Raw genomic sequence first — 25,835 nt, forward strand, 5'->3', positions numbered from 1 at the left:
ACAATCCATATCAAACAATCTATATCAAACCAAAGCCGTTTTATCGAAAATTCATATTATCTGTACTTAGGCTGACCCTTCCCTGCAATATAAACTAAATCAATACTGCGAATTGCAAATACTAGGTCGTGAAGTTGTAATCAGTGCTTTTGCATTCTGCAACGACATAGTTTTAAACCGCAATTAAAGCTTAGCAATAAGCAACACACAGCCAGACGACAGCAAAACAAAACCTTAAACCACTGATTAATAACAACTAAATAATTGGCACGCATCCTGCTAACTATAGATTAAGCAGAGGATAAATGATTAATCCACCCATTCAATTTTAGACGTCATTTATCTCATCACGATTTAGTTAATCAAAGTTAGCGCATCAATAGATGTTTAGGAGCAGGTTATGAAATTTGAAATCAAAGTAGCCCAACATGCAAGTGTAGTAACATTACCTATCAGAATGTTTATGGCTCATACCCCAACTTACCGAGCGGCACTGGTTGATTATATTGATAGAGGCCATACCCGCTTAGTTATCGACATGCAGCATTTAGAGTACATCGATTCAAGTGGCTTATCTGTGCTTATCTCCGCCCGTAATCAAGCGCTTAATTATCAAGGCAACATCGTATTACTGTCACCTAGTCCTGCGGTACGTTCATTAATTGAATTAACGCGCCTACACCATATTTTTGAGATTTTTGAAACTGAGGCGTTAGCGTTAGATTTTTTGCGTCATAGCAGCATTGTTGAACCCTCTGACTTTGATGAAAAAATCATCTCAGAGTTAGCAAGCTAAGCAGGAACCACTAAATCACGGACGTAAAGGGGAACAGAAATGAACATATTCAAATCACTACTTTCTATCGCTATTATCGCAGGCTTAACCGCTTGCGTGACCCCTATGCAACCAGCTGAGCAAGATGTTTGTGATTTAGAGCAGCAACTCACTAGCTGCCATTACTTTGGCCAAAAAACGCCTTATAACAGAAAGGTCAGCGCTGTGACCTCAAACCATACGACTTTCCCTACTGCGCCAATTTTCGGTAATAAGTCGATGGTGGTTGATACCCAGCAAGCGTTGTCATTATCTGTAGGGGATAAAATTTCGGTAAAAATACTCAATGGTGATGAATTTAGTAAAGATGTGGAAGTAGATGCCGACGGCAATATCTATCTGCCTTATTTACCGCCAATTTTAGTTACAGGACTGACTCTTAATCAATTAAACAATCAAATCAGAAACATATTAATCGATGAAAATCTGATGTTGGCCCATGCGGTGCGTATCAGTATATTACCTATTAGCTGGGCACCTATTGAAATCACCACCTCTGGCGCAGTATTTGAGCCAGGTCAGCACATGATCAACAAAAAACTCCCCATTGAACTTAAAGATGATGGCAGTAACTTTGCTGGTGACCAAGCCATTCAGCGTAATGTAGCCGCCGCGGTGAAGTCTTCTGGTGGGGTGCGCCCAGATGCTGATATTTCAGCAATTAAGGTCATCCGTAATGGTCAGGTTTTCAATATGGATTTACGTGGTATGCTAACGGGAGAGAAAGTACCAAACATGACTTTAATGGCTGGCGATCATGTACATGTTCCTTCGACGCATTCATTTAATGATCAATTAGCCAGACCTTCTCAGTTGACAACACCAGGGATCAGGGTATTTATGTCAAACTTAACGCAACCTGCAAGTTCAAATAGTCAGTCAGCAGTAGACCGTGAAGCAACACGCTTTCCTTACGGCACCCGCTTGCTAAATGGCGCCATTGCGGCCAACTGTGTCGGTGGTGCCCAAACCACCAATGCCAGTCGTTACGTTATCCTAGTGACTAAAAATCCATTATCTAATCAAATAGATATTGTCGAACGCTCAATTGATGGCTTAATTCAAACGGCCTGGAATAATGAATCAAACCCAGTATTACTCCCCGGTGATGGACTTGCCTGTTATGACTCTCGCGTAACTAATATCCGTGAAATAGCCAGAACAGTAACTGAATTGGTCGTGCCAACAACCCTTATCGGATGGTTGTAAGGAGACAATAATGAGCCAAGGAAACTGCAAAAGCGGCAAAGGCGAACAGAGCCAGAAACAAGCAGACTCTGGAGCAGGGGCGCACACAAGCTCCAGTGCTGATACTGACGTTAAGCTTGAAAATGAAACCCAAAGCGCACAAAACACTGACATCGAAACAGAGCAAGATTACGCCAGCTTTTCAGAACTTGCCTATTTATATTGGATTAAACGCGCCACATTAGAAGGCAGCCACTTAACCCCTAAAGCCCGTAAACGCCTGTACATCAAAACAGCCTTGATATCACTGCTCATTGTCTGGCTGTTGGTGGCTGTTTTTATCGCGCTAACCCCCACCAAATACGAAAGTAAATGGGTGGTCATATTACCTGGGGTCGCAGCGGGGTCTTCCCTAAGCCTTGACAGCCTTGGTCAAGCAAGTAGCTCCAATAGCTCGCCTTATATGAGCTCGGCCATTGATCCCAGAGAGAATTTTAAAGCGATTTCCATGAGCAGCTTGCTGATGCAAACCGCTGCGTTTTATTTAAAAGTGCCTAGCAATGAAATACCAAAACCCAAACTTAAACTCCCCAGTCAAACGGGCTTAATGGAGTTTAGTATTAATGGCGCATCGCCAGAGCAAGCTCAAAAACGTGGCTGGGCTATGTATCGTTCTTTACAAGACATTCTTGATGATCTGCGTTTTGATGAAAATAGCCTGCGCGAGCGAGGTATTCAACGTAGCCTGAAAAGCTATAACGCCCGAGTAAAGCAAACACAAAAGCAATTACTGGATTTTCAATCTGAGCGAGGCCTAATAACCCTTGATCAGTTTAAAGAGTTAGCCATCACCATTGAGCGCTTACGCCATAGTAAAGTGACCCTTTCAGCGTCACTGCAAGGTTTAAATGCCAGCTATGAACTCTATGAAAAACACCTTGGCATTAATGACTCACAAGCTGCGATTTTACTCAAACTCAACAATGATAAGCTGTTTCAGCAGTTACTTGAAAAACACAACACCGCCAATACCACTTACATTGAAAATGCTGGGCGCTTGGGTCGTCGTCACCCGACATTAGTCACCCTAAAAGCAGAGTTAGACAGTATCTTCGATAGTATGAAGCAGCGCTTTAATACCATTATTGGATTTCAAGATGAGAAAATTTTAATGATGCTAACGGTGGATGATGTTGATGGCCGCGCAGTGATGATGCAAGAGTTCATTACCATAGCCTCAAAACGACAAGCGACGCAATCAGAAGTAGATTCACTGATCGCGCAAATTGATCAGTGGGAGCTACGCTTGCAGCACAGTAACGATGATGCCGCCAAGCTTGCAGATTTACAACGTGAACACCAGTTAGCCACTACGGTATTAACCTCTGCGATGGCAAAATTGGATGTGGGTAAATCAGATATCTACTCGGCTTACCCCATGTTGCAATTATTTTCGCCGCCGAGTTTAGCTCATTCTCCCAATAAATTAGCCAGCATACTAATTATCTTTGGTGGGTTAAGCGCTTCTTTCATGTTACTGCTAGGGTTGAGCATTTTATGGATCCGCAAACCATTGTTGCGCAAAATGTTGACGAAAAAATAATATACAACAGCATTGTTTATAGTTATTTATTTTGGCTGTTTGGTGCTTTATATGTCATTGCACCTGTGATTGCATGGGTGCTATTTGCACGCTTACTTTATAAAAAAATTTCAGGTCAGCAAACATATAGAATTAGCATCAGCCATTATGTATGGGTGTTTGGCATGTTGTTCATGCTTATTGCCTTAGTGGTCGGCCACCTCGATTTTGGCTTAGGTATTGGCAAATTAATTAAATCATCTATTGGCTGGGCCAAAGGCTGGGCCTTACTGGCAATATTTCCGCTTATTGGCTGCTTATCTATTCGGCCTGAAATTATTTATCGCGCCTGCTGTAGAGTCTGCAAACATACTATTTTGCTGTTCCCGCTGTTTTTAATTGCTTGGAAAGTTGGCTTGCCCAGCACCTTATATGTGTCGCCACTGAGCATTATTGGTGGCCCAGGGCCTGAGTTTTTCAGCGTCAGTTTATATGAAATCGACCCTGGCAGCGGCGTTCCCCGCTGGCGTCTGTTTACCCCATGGGCACCGGCATTAGGCATGCTAGGTAACTTATATTTTATTTTTGCCGTACAAGAAAAGGATTCACGTTGGAAAAAGTGGGGCATTGCAGGCAGCTTACTGATGGTATTAATGTCGCAATCCCGTCTTGGCTTGGTGTGTTATTTCGCCTTAATCGGCTTTTTCACCCTATTTAAACTTGTGCGCTCACCTTTACTGTACTTTTTACTTAGCCCGTTAATGTTACTTATTGGGGTTGTCGGTGAAGCCACTATCAACAAAATACAAATCAGTATTGCCGCCATAAAAGCTGCCCGCGCCGATTCAACTCGCGTTCGTCAAGCTTTGGCTGATATTGCCGTTGAAAGGTGGATGAATGAAGCGGTGATCTTTGGCCATGGTATCGTTGAGCGAGGGCCGCACATGGTGGAATACATGCCCATAGGCTCGCATCATACTTGGTATGGATTATTGTTTGTTAAAGGCGTTGTCGGCGCTGTAGCGTTAGCAATTCCGATGTTAGTCACCTTCTTGATATTATTGATCCGATTATTTAGTCAGCCTATGGCCAGAGTCGGCATGGCAATTTTACTGATGTTAAGTTTATATACCTTCGGCGAGAATTTAGAAATTCTAGCCTATTTATTTTGGCCGGGATTAATTGTATTAGGTATGACGCTGCGAGCTGAAGAGCCAGAAGCCGTACTCAAAAAAGCCGCTGCCTTGAAGGACTAATCATTGTGTTTTGTTACCTAAGTGGTAACAAAACACTGTCATCACAGCGGCTATGGCTTACGCCATTAAATAATTTTTATCACTTGATCAAATGCAAGACGCGACTTAGGTAAGCTGGCATTGTAATCTTCATCACTATGATGGTAACCGATAGCTAAACCAACATAGCATTCATAACCATCTAATTCTTCGGCAAAAATATCACCGATAAGTTTACTATCAACCCCTTCCATTGTGGTCGAGTCGATACCTAAACGGGCTAAAGTATGCAAGGTGTTACCCAGTGCAAGATAAGCTTGAGAGCGTGTCCACGCCTCGTTATTGCCCTGTGCATCGGTATTTAATTCAGCAAAAGAGTAACCACCAAAAGCTTGCTCGCGATTTTCAGGTTTTGTGCGACCATCTTCAATGCCCTTATCAACCACTTTGGCATAATCGTCACGGGTATAGTGAGGGTTATGGGCAAATAAAATAATATGAGAACAGGCTTTAGCATGGGGCTGATTGAACTGATATTTATTGGCGAAAGTGTCGTGCATTCTTTGTTTTGCTGCATCACTTTCAAGCACAATAAACTGCCAAGGCTGTGAATTAATTGAAGATGCTGAAAGTCGCATCGCCTCACAGATCACCGCTAAATCTTCTTTTGAAACACGCTTTGAAGGATCATAACGCTTTGCTGTATAGCGATTGTTTAAGTCTTCAATAATTGGATGTGTCATATTTACTGTCTCCACTTTCATTAATATTCCCGGCTTTCATCCACGGGAAATGCAACTGCCGAATGCCATAAGTTATAAAGTATTCAATAAAATCATTACTTTGCTTAGCTAAGCTAAATAAACTCAAAACAAATGCTTATTTAATAAGTTACTTTTAACTTTTTATGTAAAAAACTATTATTAATTAAGCACTTTATTTGGTTATAAGCTTATTTAACCCCGCCATAGCAAACAGAATTAAAATAACTTCCTAACGACATAAGAACGTTGATTATAGTCGCTAGGTCCCTATGCTTAAAGGGGCTAATAGTTGTTACATTATCAACAATTTTTTGGTAATAGATGATTAAACCCCATAGCATGCACAGCTATCACCCCTCTTTAAGCGCTAACCGCTAAAGTGACGCAGAAGTCAGCCCTTGATAAGAGCTGATAAAAATGGATAACACTCACATAGATAATGGCAGCTGGTTACTGAGATAACTTCTGCTGCACATACGCGCACCAAGCCTTAGAGTGTCGATTTGGCACATCAGTGTCGCCCCTTACACCTAACTTAAATTCAATCACCGACTGCCATTCATCTGAGCCTAAGTCAGGCCCATGACCTTGACCATCGCCTGAAATCAGTTGTTGATCTACTTGCTTAAACCAAGCTTGAGTACACAAGCTACTTTCAACTGCTGCAGTTGATTGCGCACTTGATTGCATAGTCGATTGCTCAGTTTGCTGCTTTGGCACATCTTGGCTACAGCCTGATAAAGTTAATCCAGCTAACAAGGTTAAGCTCGCTGGCAGCAAACCCATGCTCATCAATAAAGAGGTCGATTTGTTCATTTGTCCATCCTGTTAGTTTTGCCTTTCACTCACTTGCCAATACACGCTGGCACCACTATTAGCTAGAGTGAATAGCTAAAGTAAATAGCTAAAGTGAATAGCTAAATCAATCCTAAACGGGTTAACGCCATACATCAAAGCAAACCAATGAAAAGCGCTTTGATGCTCTCAGTTAAAGTATTGCAAACTGCAACGGCTCTATCTCAATTTGCTAAAACACCTCAGCAGCACTTACCCCGCAAAATAATAAAACCCAATTAAAACACACACATAAAAGTTGGCACGATAAGTGTAACTCCCCTTGTATGCAGTCAGCTAGTCCTAATTTGAATTTGCAAACAAGATCAAATTAGCTAACAAGATCAAGGGTACAAATAATGCAAACAACCACTAACTCACTAGGTCCTAAAACGACCGTCAATCAAATGCTGAATCAAGGCATTCGTACATTGGGTAAAAACCTAATGTGGTTGGCGAGTGCTCAGTTTAGTGGCCGTATTGTGAGATTAGCAGCTAGCGTGATAACCGCGAGATTACTGACACCAGAAATCTTCGGTCAAGTGGCCATTACCTTAACCCTATTTGAATTAATTTGTACTCCAACTCGCCGCATTACTTCAGCAGCACTTATTCGCATGAATGATACCGAGTTTAAAGACAACTTAGCCAGCGCCAATGTGATTAACTTCGGCGCCTGCCTTATTGCCTTTGCACTAATGAGTTTAATCAGCTTACCACTGGCTTATTACTACCAAGACAGCCAACTTGTTCTGCCTATCTTGTTTGTTGCCAGTAGTTATTTATTACTGCCATTTGGCATGTTGTACGCCACGGTGAACTTACGTAACAACAATATGCGTAAAGTGGCTAGCGCCAACCTTTGGCAAACCGTGGGCGATGGCATCTTAACTGCAATACTTGCACTGAGCGGCTTTGGCTTGTGGGCCATTATTATCCCTAAAGTGGTGATGGTATTGGTCTGGATTTACCTGCATAAAAATGGCAATCCGTTACCGACTTTTACCCAAAAAGCATCCGTTAAAAATGTTAAATCAATCCTTAGCTTTAGCATTCCTGTGAGCTCAAGCGATTTGATTAACACCCTAAGACAAAGCATTGATTATCTGGTCATTGGTTACTTCATGGGGGTTGAGGCTCTGGGGGTTTACTTCTTTGCTTACAACGTCAGCTTGGGGATCAGTTTAGGGCTAGTTCAAAGCTTTGGTACCGCGTTTTACTCGCACCTTTGTAGCGACGATAAAATCGCGAGCAATGTAGCAAATAGCCAACAAGTTGCTAAGCAGAAGTTTCGTCACAGTGTGATGGCCATTAGCGCGATTACCGCCCCTATCATCATCTTACAAACAACACTTGCGCCCCTTTACGTGCCATTTGTATACGGTGAGCAATGGTTAACAACCGATGCCATTTCAGTGTTCATCTTCTTATGTTTAAGCGGCCTTGTTCGCCCAATGGCAGAAGCCGCCAGTCAGTTATTACTTGCCCACGGCCATAGCCGTTTAAATTTCAAACTCAATTTAGCTATCACCGCTTTGTTAACCCTGGTGATCAGTGTTGCAAGTCAGTTCAGCTTAAGCACAGTCGCACTGAGTGTGATGGTGACTTACTTAATTATTATGCCTTGGCTTTGCTGGTACAGCAGCCGTATCTCATTTAATCAACCAACTGTTACAAACAGTTAAGGAAAACATTATGTCTCCTAGAATCTCAGTAGTAATGCCAGTTTATAACGTTGAACAGTTTGTTAAATCGGCTATTGAATCAGTATTAAAGCAAACCTATGACAACTTCGAGCTATTGATTGTTGATGATCGCGGTGATGATAATAGCATGCAAATATGTAAACAATTTATCGGCGATCCAAGAGTACATATCATCCGTCATCAAACCAACAAAGGTTTAGCAGCGGCAAGAAATACCGGCATCCGTCATTCATTAGGTGAGTTTGTGGCCTTTATTGATTCTGATGATTTATGGCACCCTGAAAAACTACAGCGCCATGTGGTGCATTTAGATAAGAACCCCAACGTTGGATTAAGTTTTTCACGCTCAAGCTTTATTGATTATCAAGGTAAGTTTATCGATTTTTATCAAATGCCAAAACTTTTTGACATTGATGCTGCCCATTTATTATGCCGTAACCCTGTAGGAAATGGCTCAGCGCCGGTTATTCGCCGCAGCACCTTAAACGACATACGCTTTCAGCCAGCAAGCAGTAAAAATCGCCACAGCTGCTACTTTGATGAGAACTTCCGCCAATCAGAAGATATTGAATGTTGGTTACGTATTGCTGCAACCACCTCTTGGGAAATTGAAGGGCTACCAGAGCCATTAACTTACTACCGCCTTAATCATGGTGGCTTATCAGCAAACCTTGAGAAGCAATATGCCTCATGGGAGAAAATGATTGAAAAAGCCCGTGGTTTTGCTCCTAAATTATTAAAGCAACATGAAGAGTCTGCTCGCGGGTTCCAATTACGTTATTTATCGAGACAAGCTATTCGCATTGGTGATGGCAGCGCTGCTGTAAAGCTGTTTAACCGCGCGATGAAAGCATCACCTAGCATTATAAGAAGTGAAACCTTTAAAACCGTCACCACCATGATTGCCGCATATGCGCAGTGGATAATACCTGCTTGGGGTTATATCGCTATCGAAGCTGTTGGGCAAAAATTTATCGGCATTTTACAAAAACTACGTATTTCACGTGACGGCGTTTCAAGTGAATTTATGCAACAAAGTAAATTGTAACCCGCAGCTCTTATCTCATCTTCCCTGTTCTGGCTTTGCAGTGCGATTCGCATTCTGCAAAGTCAGCTTTTTATTGCAAGCCCCTTGCTAAAAACCCACCGAAAAAAACAGTTAAAAACACAATAATACACTATTAATTAGATACTTAACAAATATGGAATAGTTCGTGCTTTAACAAGGTATCGAACGATTAATCATTGCATTTTATGAGGTACGGTATGGACGCTCATCAATCAGTAAACACTCAAACCCAGTCGCAGGCATCAGACTCAACCTTATTGTCAGTCCGCGCTTTTGATTGCTTTATGGCGATAATATTACTGGTTTTAATGCTACCAATAATGGTGTTTAAAACCTTAATACTTGCCTGCTCAAAGCAAGCTATTTTTGATGCTATCTACATTCATGTATCAGATCGCCAAGTTGCGCTGTATCAATTTAGCCAAGGGCGCTTTTCAAGACTGCCGTTTTTATTGGGGATCATTAAAGGCGATATTGGTTTTTTAGGCAGTGCCTTTGAGTATTGCGTGTTTGAGCCAAGTTCAACCAATAGCCGCCCTGGTGTTTTTTCCATTGAAAAAATGCAGCGCAATATGGGGATTGAACATATCAATAATGCAGCCCCTGAATTTAGCAGCTTATTTCATTACCTAATTAACCTAAGTAAGTGCCTAATTTGCCGTTTAATTGTTGTCTCTACTGAGCTGAATTACCCTGAGCAATTCAACTTACTTGGGGTCAATATTGATAATAATAAAATGGCTGACAGTGTTGAAAAACTGGTTAAAGCAGCGCAGCACTCTGTGGGCGATGAAACCCAACATTTTGCCTTTGTAAATGCAGACTGCTTGAACATTGCCTCAACAGACAGCTCTTATAAAAATATTCTCAATCAATGCCAGCAAGTTTTTGCTGATGGTAGCGGTATTCGTATTGCTTGCCAGCTACACGGTATCGGCCTTAAAGACAATGTGAATGGTACTGATATGCTGCCGTTACTGTGTCAACGCGCCAGTGAGCAAGGGATAAAACTGTTTTTCCTGGGGGCAACTGCTGGCACCACTGAAGAGGCGGCAACCAACCTTAAACAGCAGTACCCTGATTTACAGATAGTGGGCTGTCATCATGGTTATTTAAATGAAAGCAACCAACAAGAGGTGATTGAGCAAATCAATCAATCAGGGGCGCAGCTACTACTCGTCGGCATGGGGGCGTCAAAGCAAGAACATTGGATTGAGCAACATAAATATCAATTAAAGGTGGGCGCAGCCGTTGGGGTTGGTGGACTGTTTGATTACTTCGCCAATAATGTTTCTCGTGCACCTATTGCTGTCAGACAAGTAGGAATGGAATGGATATGGCGCTTAGCACAAGAGCCACAACGCATGTGGAAACGCTACGTGGTGGGTAACCCGCTATTTTTAGCGCGAGTGTTAAAGCAAAAACAACAGCTAAATTTGGCCTCAGCCACCAGCCAAGCTAAGGCTCAGCCGCTATCAGCTATTTCAAATCACAACCGTCATTGGTACTTCTTTAAAATCAAATGTGGCCAATTTGCAAAACGCACATTCGATATTGTTGCTGCTAGCATTTTGCTAATTTTATTAGCGCCATTATTTGCGTTAACCGCATTAAGTATCCGAATTGAGTCGAAAGGGGCGATCTTTTTTTCACAAACACGCAGTGGCAAAAATAACCAAGCATTCACCATGTGGAAGTTTCGCTCAATGTATATTGATGCCGAGCAAAGGTTAGAAAAAATCAAACAAAACAATGAAATGCAAGGTGGCGTCATTTTCAAAATGAAGCAAGATCCGCGTATTACCACCATAGGAAAACTTATCCGCAAAGCTTCAATCGATGAGTTACCACAACTTTGGAACGTGTTAATTGGTGATATGTCACTAGTTGGCCCAAGACCTGCACTACCTAATGAAGTAAGCCAATATCAGTTAAGCGACCGTCGCAGATTAGGGGTAAAACCTGGCATCACCTGCATTTGGCAAGTTAGCGGACGCTCAGATATTCCTTTTGATAAGCAAGTAGAACTGGACATTGATTACATCTACAAACAATCGCTTAAAGAAGATATCACACTGTTATTAAAAACTATTCCAGCTGTACTTTTGGCGCGTGGCGCCTACTAGGAGACCTTATGCAAGCTATCGTATTTGCCAACCGCAATGGAAATGAATTAGCGCCGCTAAACCAGCAATATTGCCCAGCGCTATTACCGCTAGCAAACAAGCCTCTAGTGGAGTACACCCTAGAAGATTTAGCGGATGCAGGCATAAGCCAAGTCAAAATGGTGATTTGCGCTGATGCAGAACAACTGGAAGCCCAAATTGGTAATGGCCAGCAATGGGGTTTGAATATTGAGTATTTTTTAAGTAAGCCACAAGAAGCAGTTAATAGCGTGCTTGCCAGAATGCATATCGATAACACCACCCAGGCATTAGTGGTTCGAGGCGATATATTAAGAAGCCCTTGCCTAGAGCGTTTTGTGGCATTTTCCAGCATGGTACCCACCAAATTTGTTCACGCAACAATGGAGCAGCGTAACCCTGGAATGATGATGCTACCCGCTGGCTGGAAACACAATCAATTGCTTAACTGGCCACTGCAAACCACAGCGGTAGATCATGATGATAGTATCGCCCAAGTGCTTCATGGTCAGTGCTTTTATTTAGACAGCTTATCAGGCTATGTGGCAGCCACTGAATTTGTGATTTGTAGCAAAATATTTAGCAGTAAAGGTCGCAAACACCAAACAGGCTCAAGCAACCAAAGCCTTATGGTTGAAGCCCAATGCGAGCTGCCGCAATTAGATAGCGCCGAGGTGTATGGCGCAATTGGTGAATACACCAAAGTGTCTCATAAAGCTCAATTAACTGATGCGGTGGTGGTGGGAAAATACTGCTTTATTGAAGATAGCCAGATCCAAAACAGTATTATTTTGCCTAATACCTATGTTGGGCCGCAATTATCGGTTAACAATAAAATCATTTCCCAAGACTTGATGATAGACCCACAAACCAGCAGTTGGAGCAAAATTGAAGATCAAAGTTTAATCGCCACATCGACCCAAAGCGCCAGTAATTACCACACGCTAATGCAGCGTGGACTAATGATGATGTTTTATATCTTACTGTCACCACTATTACTGACCTTATTTGTGGGCGCATTGATCATCAAGCCCAATAAACCACTGCTGACTGAAACCGTGATTAACAACCACAATAAAGCCGTTAAAGCGTACAAGTTTAATTTTAACAACAAGTTTTTTTCACTACTGCCACAACTTTGGTTAACAGCCAAAGGCGATTTAGCCCTATTTGGCGCATCCAGTAAACATAAGCATTTGCATGACAGCAACACCACTTATGGCGTCTATGGTCCGGTGCAATTGAACTTTGACCAGCACACCCCTGATGAAGAAATACAAATGGTTGAAATGGAATTTGCCCAAGCGCAAAAGCCACTTTACCTAGCAAACATATTGCAGCAAAAGTTTCACAGCAAACAAGCTGACATCATCATTAAAAGCTAAATTGATTTTAAATTAGAGATTGCAGCTAATTACTGATTAAAAAGGATATTCATTATGAAAACCATCATTACATACGGTACATTTGATTTATTCCACTTTGGCCATGTGAGATTATTTCAGCGCCTAAGCAAAATGTGCGATCAACTGATTGTTGGGGTTTCTACCGATGAATTTAATGCCCTAAAAGGCAAGGCAGCTTTCTTTAGCTACCAGCAACGGGTAGAAATTGTGGCGGCTTGTAAATATGTATCAAAGGTCATTCCTGAGCATAACTGGCAGCAAAAATCAGCTGATGTTAGCCGTTTTGATGTTGATATTTTTGCCATCGGCGATGATTGGCAAGGTGAATTTGATTTCTTAAAAAGCCAGTGCGAAGTCATGTACCTCACCCGTACCGACGATATTTCAACCACTGAGATTAAAAATAACCTCGCGGTTAAATCTGTTAATGCGGCCTAAGCTTATTAGCAGTTTAGTGCTAAACTTTGTATTTAAAGGAATTTACAGTCAAGGAGACATTGCATGAGCCAATTTATTGCCAATAGCATCAAATATGTCATGACTCAAAGCGTATATTTTTTATCTGGCTTAACGCCAAGAACGCGCAAAGCAGTGATGGGGTGTTATAAAAATAAATTTGCCGATAATAGCAAATACCTGTTTTTACATTGGCAGCGCACAAAAACGATCCGCGCGATTTGGATAAGTGGCGATGGCGATGTTATCAGCGCATTAAACCAACAAGGCTATGAGGCGTATCACCGCTGGAGCGCCAAAGGGATTTATCATGCGTTAACCGCTGAGTTTTATTTCTATACTAGTTATATTGGTGATATTAATCAGTATTTTGCTAAAGGTGCCACCAAGGTTAATTTATGGCATGGCTCGCCGCTAAAACGTATTGAGTATGATATTAACAACGGCCCGTTATTAACGATTTATCACCCTAAAAGCCTGAGCGAAAAGCTTAACTCTGCAAGTTTATACCACCAGCAAAAAGTAAAGCCTGATCATATGATTGCCCCCAGTGATTTAGTGGCCAACCTTTTTGCCAGCGCCTTTAACATCAACCTTAACCAAATGCTCAATTGCGGTAATCCGCGCACTGATTATTACAGCCACTACCCCGAATCAAATTCCTTAGCTGATGAACTTAAGCAAATTAATCACGCTGACAGTATTATTCTTTATGCCCCGTCATGGCGTGACGCCTCTGCCCTTGCTGAAAAACAATCGAATCCTTATTTGCAAGCATTTGATTTTGAGTTGTTATCGGCTTATTTAGTTGCTAATAAGCAGCTATTTTTATTACGGCTTCACCCTAATGAAGCCCAACTTGGCAATGATATATCCAATTACCCTAACATTATTAATATCAGTGATTGGCAAGATACCTATGAAATTATTAATGAGGTTGATCTATTAATTACCGATTATTCGTCTTTGTATATCGATATGCTGCAAAGCCAAGCGGATATTGTGTTTTATCAATTTGATCAGCAGCAATATAGTACTGACAGCCGCCAATGCTATGACTATGCAGCGTCTATTCCTGCTGCGGGTAGGGTGATAACTGAATTTAGCCAACTTATGGCTTACCTTGCTACGTCGTTGGATAAAAACGATGCTAGTCAGCAAGCTGAGCATAAAAAAAATAGAGCTGAGTTATCTCAGCTCTATTGGCAATATCAACATATCAATGTGTTTGATTGTTTGGATGAATTTGTTAAGGCTAAATAAAACCCCATCAATGACTTACTAACAAGCGACTAGCGACTAGCGAAGCAGTGACAGTAAATCATCTGCATTACCTGTCCACTGGCTTTTAGCGCTGCCTGCAAGAATGCTATCAGCTAGGCTTTGTTTGTGCTGCTGCATCTCTTGAATTTTTTCTTCTACCGTCCCTTGGGCAATCAGTTTATACACAAATACAGGGTTGAGCTGACCGATACGGTGCGCCCTATCTGTGGCTTGCTTTTCGGCAGCCGGGTTCCACCATGGGTCAAAATGGATCACGGTATCGGCGGCGGTTAAATTAAGCCCTGTGCCGCCCGCTTTTAGGCTAATCAAAAACACCGGAATTTCACCTTCTTGGAAGGCGTCAATTTCAACCTGACGGTTACGGGTTTGCCCTGTAAGCTTGCTATAGCTTATGCCTAAATCAATCAATTCTTGCTCAATTAGCGCCAACATACCGGTAAACTGGCTGAAAATAAGGATTTTACGGCCCTCTTCAACCATCTCGGGTACATTTTCAGTCAACCAAGTGAGTTTGGCGTTATCTTTGACGTACTGCGCTTGCTCTAGCTTCACTAAGCGTGGATCACAACAGGCTTGGCGTAGTTTAAGCAATGCATCTAAAAACTCAATGTGACTGCTTGATACACCTTGTTTAGCAAACAATTCACGTAATTTTTTCTCCATCACTAAACGGATACTTTCATATAAATTACGCTGATCTTTTTCTAACTCTAAGGTTTGAATGATTATGGTTTTTTCTGGTAGCTCCGACATTACTTCGCTTTTGGTGCGGCGCAGTAAAAACGGCGCAATACGATTGAGCAATATCGCCGATTTTTCAGTATCAGCTTGCTTTTCAATCGGGCCTCTAAATTCTTTATTAAAGTAATTATGCTGACCTAATAATCCCGGTAAACAAAAATCCATTAGTGATTTTAACTCGCCTAAATGGTTTTCAAGTGGCGTACCTGATAAGCATAATCTAAATTGGCCTTTGAAGGTTTTAAGCGCTTGAGTGACTTTTGCTTGGGCATTTTTAATCTGCTGTGCTTCATCTAAAATAATATGCTCAAAGCTGTATTCGCTATAGAACAATTCATCACGCAAGATCAAAGGATAAGTGGTCACAATCACATCGTAATCTGCAATCTGCTCAAGTAATGCCTGACGTTTACTGCCGTGTACCACCAGCACTTTTAAACTTGGGGTAAACTTTTGTGCTTCTTTAAACCAGTTGCCCACTAAACTGGTGGGACAAACAATTAAACTGGGCCTAAATGCCCGTGGATTAACTGCGCTGCTTTGTTGCTTTGATTGTTTCGCTTTAAGTAAAAAAGCGAGCGTTTGCAGGGTTTTACCTAGCCCCATATCATCTGCAAGAATACCGCCTAATTGGTATTCTTTTAAGAAACACAGCCAGTCATAACCTTGCTTTTGATAGTCACGTAAGGTGGCATTAAGCCCTTCTGGCAGCGGCGCTGACTCTATGCCTTTAAACTCGGTAAGTTTATTGGCTAACTGTCTAACGCGCTCACCATTAAGTAACCGAATATCGCTTTCTGATAACTCATTCAATAAGTCAGCCCGATTGCGAGGGACTTCTAGTTGGTCGCCACCACCACGCTGGAATAACTCTTGGATAACCGAAATAAGCGGTTTAATGGTTTTGGCTTTAATCTTCACAAAGCGGCCATTAGGCCCTGGCAGAATGAGCTCCTGCTCGTCATCTGGCTCGCCATTTTGCTGCAGCCAACGGGCAACTAAACTTAATAAAGGTACACTTTGGCCATCAATATCAGCATTAAGTGACAGTGAGAACCAGCCGCTGTCTTCATCATCGTCAAGGTCAACTTCAATGTCGGCTTCAACAATATTAAGGTCAAACTCTGGGGCAAACTCTACGTTATAGCCTAAGTCTTCTAAGGTCATCACCCCAAAGGTGGTGAGCTGGGCCCACTCATTCACCATATCAGGCATTAAGCCTAAACTGTAAAAGCTACTGGCATGATTATAAGTCAGCAGGCTGTTATCAATAAGTTGCAATTGCAAGCTTTGTAGTATCTGCACCACTTGCGCTTCTTGCTCAGGATCACGATGAATTTGATACTGGACTTTACCTTGCTTAATCAAGGTGATTTTTTCGCGAGCTAATTTGCCTGACAACAGCATATCGCCATAGCCAAACTGCAGCTGTAATACCGGCTGCATAACTGCGCTGTCGCTTAATTGCACCATGGTAAAAGTCAGCTTTGCGACTAATGGCTGCTCAATTTCATAAAATTCAATTTCACTGGGTACAGGGACACTTTTAGGGGAAAAGTGACGCAACATTTTATCGCTGATATCGTCGACTTTATCTAATGGCACTGGCGGCATTTGTTGCAATAGCTTTAATTTTTCAACGCTTAAGTCAGTATCCAAATGACCAATCTTTAGATAGTCTAAATCCATAAACATCGGTGGATTGGTGGCAATAAACTCCCAGTTTTCAAGCTCAGGCATGGTCATACTGATTTGCGTATGACGGGTATCAGTTTCTTGCCAAATAAAGTCTGGGGTTAATGCGCGGGTCATCTGAATTGGGGTGCGGCTTTCTTCCCAAAAGCAACTGCCAAGTTGGATCATCTTATTTAATGCCAGTGCGCAAATTTCACCTTCAAGATAGATTTTTGAGGCACTTTTTGAAGACGATAATAATAAGCTGATGATTTGGCTATCTTCAGCGTTAATCCACCATGGCAGATGATACTTCACATCATTTAACGCAACTTTACTGCCTTTGTTGTACTGCAGTTTTTTGTTTAATTTACTGCGTTTAAACTCAACAAAAATACCATGATGATCGCTTGATAACACAAAGATTATCCGTTCTTTATCTTCATCATCTTCGGTCTGTGTGAGGGTATCTTGCTTATCTAATTGTAAAATCCATTGGCTAAGACGCTGCTCTTCAACTGGCTTTTTATCCACTAACGCCAGTAACGCTGCGGCAACGTGCTTACAATTGCTAGCAACAGGGCAAGTACAATGAGATTTCATCACGATTTTATGATTGACATTGACCAAGCTGATGTCTTGACGATAAGGCTCGGTGGCGGTTCCTACCACATAGGATTCAACATTGTGGTTATCTTGACTGGCGTGAACGTCGAGTACCCGCCCTTCAATCAAATAATTCTGCGCCTTTTGCAGTTGAGTAGATGAAAATAGCTTAGCAACAAGTTCTAAGGTAATTTTTATTGGAAGATTAAACAATTTGGCAGACATGCATTATTCCATACGAGCAGTAGCAAAAGATGGCTACACAACAACGAGCGTAACCATCCATTCTATGGAAGATGCCTGTAAAATTCTACCGTGACATGCGCTTTAATTATTTTTTTTAAGGCTAATATCATAGAGTGCGTAAGCTAATTGATGCTAGCCTTGTAATAAGTGCTCTTCAATGGCTTCAATTGCACGGGGTTTTCCTACCACCATCACAATGTCACGGCGCTCAAACACCCAATCATCCGGCGGTGGACTTATCTCCTCACCTTTACGTCTAACAGCTCGTGCTTCAACACTAAACTGCGACCAGTCAATATCGGTGAGTTTCTTGCCGATAGCATCTGCACCTGTATCTAACGCCACAGCATGCAGCAGTTCCAAGGTAAAGTCGGTTTCGGCGCCAGTGAAAAAACCATGTAAATATTGGTAGTGATTACGGCGCTCAGACTCTAAACGTTTAATAATTCTTGGTAGCGGCACGCCACATTTATACAGCACTTGCGACACCAGCATTAAACTGCCTTCGAGCTTTTCTGGAATAACTTGAGTGGCGCCAGCTTCTGTTAAATTTTCTAATTCAGCATCATCTGTAGTGCGAACAATAATTTTAGTTTCAGGGGCTAATTTACGTGATAATGCTAAGCAGTCTTCAACTTGCCTTGACTCACCAAAGGTGATCACCACCATGCTGGCTCGGCGAATACCAATTTGCTTTAACAAGCCCATTTTACAGGCATCACCAAAATAGACCGGCTCGCCTGCAGCGCGGGCTTCAGAAACACGTTTGGGATCTAAGTCCAGCACCACAAATGGCACCGCTTCGGTTTTTAAAAAACGCGCAATGGTTTGCCCTACACGGCCATAACCTAATATTAATACCAAGTCGCCATCATCAGGGCTGGGTAAAATGAATTCTTCATCCATTTGATCTTTACTATTGGTTTTACCCTCAATTTTTGCCGCAATATCAACACAATGCCTGACTAACCAAGGTGCGATGGACATGGATAACACCGCCACCATCACTAAAATGGTACTCATTTGAGTTTCTAATAGCTGATAATTAACCGCCAAGGCTAATACCACAAAACTGAATTCACCCACTTGAGCCAAACTGATAGCCGTACTTAATGCCACTTTAAATTGCTCGCCCCCAAGCTTTAATAAACCAAACACCACTAAGATTTTGGTCATTAACACTGCAATGAGGATTAATAAAATTTGCCACCAAAACTCAACAACAATAGCAAAATTTAATAGCATACCAATGGAGATAAAAAACAGTCCCATCAGTAAATCTCTAAATGGTCTAATATCCGCTTCTAACTGACGTCGATACTGACTTTCCCCTAACAGCATCCCCGCTATAAAAGCACCTAACGCCATGGATAATCCCAGCCACTGGGTAAACGCCCCAGTAACTAACACCACCACTAAGGTTGATAATACAAACAATTCGTTAGAGCGAGAGCGGGCTACTTCATCAAAAATACGCGGTAAAATCCATTTACCAAATGACATCAATGCTAAAAAGGCCAAAATACCAGTGAACAGCCCCCAAGCGATTTCAACAGCGCCCATGGCTTCACTGCTAGGAGATAACAAAGGTAATACAATCAGTAGCGGTACCACGGCAATATCTTGAAATAACAGCACACTGACAGAGAGCTCGCCATGTCGGCGACGCATCCAGCCTTGATCATTAACCAGTTTTAGCACAATCGCCGTTGATGATAGCGCCACAGCAGAGCCAATCACCACCGCAGCAACCATATTTTGACCGAATAAGTAGGCGACTAAACCGGCAATTAATGCGGTGAATGTCACCTGAGCACTGCCTAAACCGAATACTGTGCGGCGCATAGACCAGAGCTTAGGAACCGAAAACTCTAACCCTAGGCTAAACATCAGCAGCACCACACCCAATTCTGCCACTGAATGCATTTGCGCTTGAGTAAACCAATGAAAGCCACTAGGCCCGCTGAAAACCCCGGTTAGCAGATAAGCTAAGATTGGCGGTAACCCAACTCGGCGTAACAAAGAAATTGCCACAATCGCAATGACTAGCATTGAGAGAATATGGATGAAAATACTGTGCTCCATAAAGGCATGTTCTCCGAGTCAATAAAATAACGATTAGATAAACAGTCTATTAACAAAGTGGCAAATTAACAATAACCTTATGAAAATGGTAAACAAAAAACAACAGGCATAGTTATTGCTTAATAAATTTATCAAACGGATAACAATTAGAAACTTGAAATCATCATTGGGATAATAGCTATGGACTACGCAGTAACGTCACAACCATACCCGAAGTTAACTATAAGTAAATCAGAAGCTTATTATAAAATAACCGATGAAGAACCTAGGCTTAATTTACTGGCAGTGTTACAGCAATTACACTCAAATTTAGACCCTGAAAGCGTTTTTGCCCGCTATGGCAAAAGCATCGGACAAGTTTTGCCGATCCGCGGCATCCAGCTTAATCACCAATTAAAACTGAATTGGGGTCGTTGCCAGGGACTCAGTATTCAGCGAGTGATCACCGGTTTTGGTGAGCCCTATAGCATTAAATATTACTTATCTACGCCACTGACACCAAGTCAAACAAGATTGTTAAACACCTTAGAAGAACTGTTCAATCAGCCATTACATAATGCCTACCAATATGCGCAGATGTCGAACCAAGCGATGTTTGATGCCCTGACTGGGCTAGGTAATCGCTATTATTATCGGCAAAGTATTAAGAGTGCACTGGCAAGAGCTAACCGAAAACAAGCTGATATTTCTCTGATTGTGCTGGACTTAGATAACTTTAAAAACCTCAATGATCAACATGGTCATAAACTGGGGGATACGGTATTAAAAGAGTTTGCTGATTTATTAAATGATGCTATCCGCAATACTGACCAAGCATTTCGAATTGGTGGTGATGAATTTATAATTATAGCCCAAGGAAAAGAACATACGATGACACCATTGTGTGAACGTATTATAAAAGCAATGAATACTCACCCATTAACCAGTGCATTTAAGGTCCAATGTAGCATTGGTGTCGCTGAGTTTTTACCGCAACAAACCCAAGACAAGCTTTATGAAACCGCTGACAAAGCGCTATATGCCGCTAAAGCCGCGGGTAAAAACGGCTTTAAATTAAGTATGCAAACAAACGCCTAACTCGTTATGGCTGGCAAGATAGCGTTTATCAACCCAAAAACCAATGGCGGCAACTAAGGTGTCATTGTAAAAAATAAGCGGTATTTTATGCCTTTGCCAAGGTGGCACGGCTAGCTCCTGCCAAACTTTTTTAAGCTCACGGCCTTTATCACGAAAATGCGGCTGACAGCGAATACTGCCTTTGGCGCCAAATGAGATAGTCACTTGCTCCGTTGTCGCTAACCTTAGTCTTACTCCCGTTTGCGTTAAACCAATAGCGCAGTCAGCTAGCTGATTCATCTGCACGGTTAAACTCAATTGCTTGCCAGTACACAATGACTGAATATTGCCAATCAACTCAACATCATCTGGCTTTTCATTACTAACAGGCACCACAAATGCCTTGCCAGCAAAACGCTTTATTGAGTAATCACCACAAAAAATATCCACCTTGGCATCATCAGCGGCATAGATCAGCTGCTGTAAAATTTGTTCCAGCTGCGATTGAGACGGCAAATTAAACCCTAAAGATTGAATAAAGCCCCGCAGCAACAGGGCTTGCCATTGAGGTGTTTGGTCTGACAATTGCTGTAATTTAAAAGCGGGCAACTCAAATGGTGTTGCTGTATCAAGCCATGCGGGTAAGCGCGTATCAACTTCATCTTCAATCACTTGCTGCTGCTCAGCGCATAATTTAGCACTGCGTGATGCGGTGGTGGCAATACTTGGCCAGCGAGCTTTTAATCTCGGAATGATGTCATGGCGCAGAAAGTTACGGTCAAATTGCTCATCTTGATTACTTTCATCTTCAATGTGCTTAAGTTGGTTATCACTGGCAAAAGCTTCAATTTGCTGGCGAGTAACATCAAGTAACGGCCTAACAATCCAACTTTGATGATTAAATGGCTGCATGGCGCCCATGGCCGCTAAGCCCTTGGGCCCTTGACCACGTTTGAGGGCTAACAGTAAGGTTTCCAGTTGATCATCTTGATGATGGGCGGTGAGTAATATATCGCCTTGGTTAAGGTATTTTTTGAAGACGTTATAGCGGGCATCTCTGGCGAGCGCCTCTAAACTTTGCCGCGCAGCTTTATTAATCGCTACACGTTCTATCTGAATGGGTAACTGATAGTGCTTAGCCTGAGTGAGACAATGATTGACCCAATGCTCTGCATTGTCACTAAGTCCATGATGAACATGGACTAATAAGCAAGGGATATTAGGGTGCTGCTGGGCAAACTGGCTTAAACCATAGGCAAGGCATTCAGAATCAACCCCGCCGCTGTAAGCTAATACTAACTTAGCCTGAGGCTGTGCGTTTAATAGCACTAGCGCATGCGCTTGTATCGCTTTGCAAATATCTACGCTCAATGGATGCCTCTATTGCCCAAATGGCTCAGCAATGTGAGCCCGAAACCAAAGCCAGTTTGCTAAATTAATTAAACACGATTTTGACGTTTTTAGAGCCCACTAGACTTTCAATTGCCAGCATCAGTTCATCGGTTGGATTCACCCGCCATTCATCACCAAGGCGTAATTGGCCTGCTGCTTGTTGCTGCTGATAATTAATGATAACCGGCACACTGCCGTTTTTCCATGGCGTTAATGCTTGCTCAAATTGCTCAAGCCAAGTTTGATTGATGTCATCAGCAGTAATGTTTATTTCCACTGCATTGGCAAAGTGGCTACGAGCCTCGCCAATTTCAATGATGTTGCGGGCAGTCATGCGATTGCCACCAGCAAAATCATCAAAGCTGACCTCACCTTCACAGATCAAAATTTTATCTTTTTCAAGCAAGTGATTAAACTTTTCAAACGCTTCAGTAAATAGCATCACTTCTAAGCGTGAGCTTTTATCATCTAACGTCACCAGCCCCATTTTTGAGCCACGTTTGGTTACCATCACTCGAGTGGCAATAACTAGCCCCGCGGCCTTCATGGTTTTACCGCGGTCAGTCGGATGGACGTCTTTTAAACGCCCTGAAGTGTACTGCTTCAGCTCTTTTAAGTATTGATTTATCGGATGACCTGTAAGGTATAAACCTAAAGTATCACGCTCACCTTCAAGCCAAACTTTATCAGGCCAAGGAGTACATTCAACAAAGTTTTGTTTATTGTCTTCTGGTTCAGAGTTAAGTAGGCCAAACATATCGTTTTGGCCAATGGCTTCAGCTTTATTATGCTGCGCCGCAGCTAAAATCGCTTCTGGTAATGTGGCAATCATCGCCGCGCGGTGCGGGCCTAAACTGTCTAATGCCCCTGCACAAATTAACTTCTCAATCACCCGTTTATTGAGTTTTTTAAGATCGATTCGGGCACAGAAATCAAATAAATCAATAAAAGGCCCATCTTTGCGGGCATTCAAAATCGATTCAACCGGGCCGTCACCAACCCCTTTTATCGCACCAATACCGTAGACAATGTTAAGCTCGTCATCAACGGTAAATTTGAATAACCCTTTATTCACATCCGGTGGAATAAGCGGCAAGCCCATGCGTTCGCACTCATCGACTAAGATAACGATTTTGTCTGTGTTATCCATATCCGCTGACATTACCGCCGCCATAAACTCGGCAGGATAATGGGTTTTTAGCCATAGGGTTTGATAAGAAACCAGTGCATAGGCTGCTGAGTGAGATTTGTTAAAACCATAACCGGCGAATTTTTCAACCAAATCGAAGATTTTCATCGACAGGTCGCCATCAACACCATTGTTGATAGCCCCTTCTTTGAAAGTACCACGCTGTTTGGCCATTTCTTCAGGTTTTTTCTTACCCATTGCACGGCGTAACATATCCGCGCCACCTAGGGTGTAGCCTGCTAGCACCTGCGCAATCTGCATCACTTGTTCTTGATACAAAATAATGCCGTAGGTTGGTTCTAGTAGTTCTTTTAATGACTCATGTTGATATTCTGCATCTGGATAAGAGACCGCTTCACGGCCATGCTTACGCTCAATAAAGTTATCTACCATGCCTGATTGCAATGGGCCTGGGCGAAACAGTGCCACAAGTGCAATCATGTCTTCAAAACAATCGGGTTGCAGACGTTTAATCAAATCTTTCATACCACGGGATTCTAACTGGAATACCGCTGTGGTTTCATAGCGCTGAAGTAATCTAAACGACTTAGGATCGGTTAAGTCAATGGCCTCAATCCTGACGGGCTCTTTGCCCTGCTTTGCTAGGCGCGGGTTAATCATTTGCAGCGCCCAATCAATGATGGTCAGGGTTCTTAAGCCTAAGAAATCAAACTTAACTAGCCCTGCGGTTTCTACATCATTTTTATCGAATTGTGTTACTGGGTTTAAGCCTTCAGCATCACAATAAAGGGGCGAGAAATCAGTGATAACTGTCGGTGAGATAACCACGCCACCAGCATGCTTACCGGCATTACGAGTAACACCTTCAAGTCGTCGACACATGTCAATCAGCTCACGGACATCTTCATCAGCGTTATACGCTTCTGGTAATGATGGCTCCACTTCAAAGGCTTTGGTCAGAGTCATCCCGGGCTCTGCAGGGATCATTTTTGTTAACCGTTCAACAAAACCATAGGGGTGACCGAGTGCACGGCCAACGTCCCGTACCACAGCTTTTGCCGCCATGGTACCAAAGGTAATAATTTGTGATACCGCATCTCGGCCATACAATTCAGCAACGTGATCGATAACTTCATCACGTCTATCCATACAGAAATCGACATCGAAATCAGGCATAGAGACACGTTCTGGGTTTAAGAAACGTTCAAACAGTAAGTCGTACTCTAGTGGGTCAAGATCGGTAATTTTTAGTGCATATGCCACTAATGAGCCCGCACCAGATCCACGACCCGGTCCAACAGGAATATCGTTATCCTTACCCCATTGAATAAACTCCATTACAATAAGGAAGTAACCAGGGAAGCCCATTTGGTTAATCACTTTTAGCTCAATATCTAGGCGTTCATCATACTCGGGACGCTTTTCTAAACGTACCTGTTCATCAGGGAATAAAAATTCCAGCCGCTCTTCTAGGCCTTTTTCCGACACTTCGACGAGAAAGTCTTCAATGGTCAAATCGCCCGTTGGGAAGTTAGGCAAGAAATATTCGTGTAAACGTATAGTCACATTACAGCGTTTGGCGATTTCCACACTGTTTGCCAGTGCTGATGGAATATCAGCAAATAACTCACACATTTCTTCTTCTGTGCGTAAGTATTGTTCTTTACTGTATTTTTTCGGTCTGCGAGGATCTGCTAAAGTAAAACCGTCATGGATCGCCACCCGTATTTCATGGGATTCAAAATCATCGGCCTTTAAAAAGACCACCTGATTGGTCGCCACAACAGGTAGATTGCGATCAGAAGCTAATTTTACCGCCATGTGCAGATAGCGTTCTTCATCAGCTCTGCCAGTTCGCAAAAGCTCTAAAAAGTAACGATCTTCAAAATGGGTTTGATAGAAATTTATCAGCTGATCAACTTGGGTTTGGTTACCTTTTAATAATGCCTTACCAACATCGCCTTCTTTCGCCCCAGAAATAATCAAAATGCCTTTATTAAACTTAATCAGCCACTCTTGATCGATAACCACTCGCCCATCTATTTGGCCACGTAAATAGGCCTCACTGATGAGCTGGGTTAAATTTTGATAACCGTCGTTATCTAAGGCGATGATAGTTAAGGCGCAAAACTCTTTTTCAAAACCTGGGACTTTCATCCAAAAATCAGCGCCAACAATCGGCTTGATCCCTGCCCCATGACAGCCACCATAAAACTTTACCAGACCACAAAAGTTATTTTGATCTGTTATCGCTAGCGCCCCCATTCCAAGCTCTTCGGCTTTGGCAATAATAGGTTTAACTTTTGCCACGCCATCTGACATGGAAAAATCACTGTGAACGCGAAGATGAACAAAACGAGGATCGGACATAGATTATAGTAT

The 25,835-nt window shown here is 42.3% G+C and carries 17 protein-coding genes; 11 read left to right on the plus strand and 6 right to left on the minus strand.

From position 1 onward, the window contains the following. The first annotated feature begins 400 nt into the window (after window positions 1–400). From AB4140_RS15530 to AB4140_RS15545, 4 genes are read left to right on the plus strand one after another with little or no spacing between them, the layout of a single operon-like run. Window positions 401–796: an STAS domain-containing protein gene (locus AB4140_RS15530; RefSeq protein WP_372001623.1), complete on the plus strand. Its 396-nt coding sequence runs from the start codon at window positions 401–403 to the stop codon at window positions 794–796. 39 nt (window positions 797–835) lie between these two features. Beyond that, complete coding sequence (locus tag AB4140_RS15535) at window positions 836–2,044, plus strand: polysaccharide biosynthesis/export family protein (protein ID WP_372001625.1); 1,209 nt, start codon at window positions 836–838, stop codon at window positions 2,042–2,044. 10 nt (window positions 2,045–2,054) lie between these two features. After that, on the plus strand, window positions 2,055–3,626 hold the full coding sequence (locus AB4140_RS15540; RefSeq protein WP_241904064.1) for an exopolysaccharide biosynthesis protein: 1,572 nt from the start codon (window positions 2,055–2,057) through the stop codon (window positions 3,624–3,626). Continuing rightward, window positions 3,581–4,861, plus strand: a complete 1,281-nt coding sequence (locus tag AB4140_RS15545) for a capsular biosynthesis protein (protein ID WP_102519059.1) — start codon at window positions 3,581–3,583, stop codon at window positions 4,859–4,861. Before AB4140_RS15540 ends, AB4140_RS15545 begins: the two co-directional genes overlap by 46 nt. 65 nt (window positions 4,862–4,926) lie before the next feature. Here AB4140_RS15545 and AB4140_RS15550 read toward each other — a convergent pair whose 3' ends face one another. Next, window positions 4,927–5,583: an NAD(P)H-dependent oxidoreductase gene (locus AB4140_RS15550; RefSeq protein ID WP_372001627.1), complete on the minus strand. Its 657-nt coding sequence runs from the start codon at window positions 5,581–5,583 to the stop codon at window positions 4,927–4,929. Window positions 5,584–6,054: 471 nt separating this feature from the next. Continuing rightward, window positions 6,055–6,420 (minus strand): hypothetical protein, encoded by a 366-nt coding sequence (locus tag AB4140_RS15555; RefSeq protein WP_372001629.1) that lies wholly within the window; start codon window positions 6,418–6,420, stop codon window positions 6,055–6,057. A 377-nt stretch (window positions 6,421–6,797) separates the two neighbouring features. Between AB4140_RS15555 and AB4140_RS15560 the strand changes: the two genes are divergently transcribed. The 6 genes from AB4140_RS15560 (at window position 6,798) to AB4140_RS15585 (ending at window position 14,482) form a co-directional block, all read left to right on the plus strand. Continuing rightward, complete coding sequence (locus AB4140_RS15560; RefSeq protein ID WP_102439633.1) at window positions 6,798–8,123, plus strand: oligosaccharide flippase family protein; 1,326 nt, start codon at window positions 6,798–6,800, stop codon at window positions 8,121–8,123. Between the two features lie 10 nt (window positions 8,124–8,133). After that, window positions 8,134–9,192 carry a glycosyltransferase family A protein gene (locus AB4140_RS15565; protein ID WP_102439634.1) on the plus strand — a complete coding sequence of 353 codons (1,059 nt, stop codon included), beginning with the start codon at window positions 8,134–8,136 and terminating at the stop codon, window positions 9,190–9,192. A 218-nt stretch (window positions 9,193–9,410) separates the two neighbouring features. Beyond that, on the plus strand, window positions 9,411–11,339 hold the full coding sequence (locus tag AB4140_RS15570; protein WP_372001631.1) for a WecB/TagA/CpsF family glycosyltransferase: 1,929 nt from the start codon (window positions 9,411–9,413) through the stop codon (window positions 11,337–11,339). A gap of 8 nt (window positions 11,340–11,347) precedes the next feature. Then, window positions 11,348–12,742 carry a sugar phosphate nucleotidyltransferase gene (locus AB4140_RS15575; RefSeq protein ID WP_372001633.1) on the plus strand — a complete coding sequence of 465 codons (1,395 nt, stop codon included), beginning with the start codon at window positions 11,348–11,350 and terminating at the stop codon, window positions 12,740–12,742. Window positions 12,743–12,796: 54 nt separating this feature from the next. Next, on the plus strand, window positions 12,797–13,201 hold the full coding sequence (gene tagD, locus AB4140_RS15580) for a glycerol-3-phosphate cytidylyltransferase (RefSeq protein ID WP_102439637.1): 405 nt from the start codon (window positions 12,797–12,799) through the stop codon (window positions 13,199–13,201). A gap of 63 nt (window positions 13,202–13,264) precedes the next feature. After that, on the plus strand, window positions 13,265–14,482 hold the full coding sequence (locus AB4140_RS15585) for a CDP-glycerol glycerophosphotransferase family protein (protein ID WP_241900947.1): 1,218 nt from the start codon (window positions 13,265–13,267) through the stop codon (window positions 14,480–14,482). Between the two features lie 36 nt (window positions 14,483–14,518). On the opposite strand, the gene AB4140_RS15590 is transcribed toward AB4140_RS15585, so the two are convergent. Both AB4140_RS15590 and AB4140_RS15595 read right to left on the minus strand, forming a co-directional pair. Continuing rightward, complete coding sequence (locus tag AB4140_RS15590) at window positions 14,519–17,749, minus strand: DEAD/DEAH box helicase (protein ID WP_102439638.1); 3,231 nt, start codon at window positions 17,747–17,749, stop codon at window positions 14,519–14,521. 153 nt (window positions 17,750–17,902) lie between these two features. Next, window positions 17,903–19,855 carry a monovalent cation:proton antiporter-2 (CPA2) family protein gene (locus tag AB4140_RS15595; RefSeq protein WP_102439639.1) on the minus strand — a complete coding sequence of 651 codons (1,953 nt, stop codon included), beginning with the start codon at window positions 19,853–19,855 and terminating at the stop codon, window positions 17,903–17,905. Window positions 19,856–20,035: 180 nt separating this feature from the next. Between AB4140_RS15595 and AB4140_RS15600 the strand changes: the two genes are divergently transcribed. Beyond that, window positions 20,036–20,932: a GGDEF domain-containing protein gene (locus tag AB4140_RS15600; RefSeq protein WP_372001636.1), complete on the plus strand. Its 897-nt coding sequence runs from the start codon at window positions 20,036–20,038 to the stop codon at window positions 20,930–20,932. Here AB4140_RS15600 and tilS read toward each other — a convergent pair. Together tilS and dnaE are read right to left on the minus strand one after the other, a co-directional pair. Then, window positions 20,909–22,282, minus strand: coding sequence for a tRNA lysidine(34) synthetase TilS (gene tilS, locus AB4140_RS15605; protein WP_102476169.1), 1,374 nt, complete (start codon window positions 22,280–22,282; stop codon window positions 20,909–20,911). The two genes, AB4140_RS15600 and tilS, sit on opposite strands and share 24 nt — an antisense overlap. A 64-nt stretch (window positions 22,283–22,346) precedes the next feature. Further along, the gene (gene dnaE, locus AB4140_RS15610; RefSeq protein WP_372001639.1) at window positions 22,347–25,823 is read right to left on the minus strand and encodes a DNA polymerase III subunit alpha; all 3,477 of its coding nucleotides are present in this window, start codon (window positions 25,821–25,823) and stop codon (window positions 22,347–22,349) included. Window positions 25,824–25,835: the final 12 nt, after the last annotated feature.

This window comes from Shewanella sp. 10N.286.51.B2, from assembly GCF_041469265.1.
Lineage (GTDB): Bacteria > Pseudomonadota > Gammaproteobacteria > Enterobacterales > Shewanellaceae > Shewanella.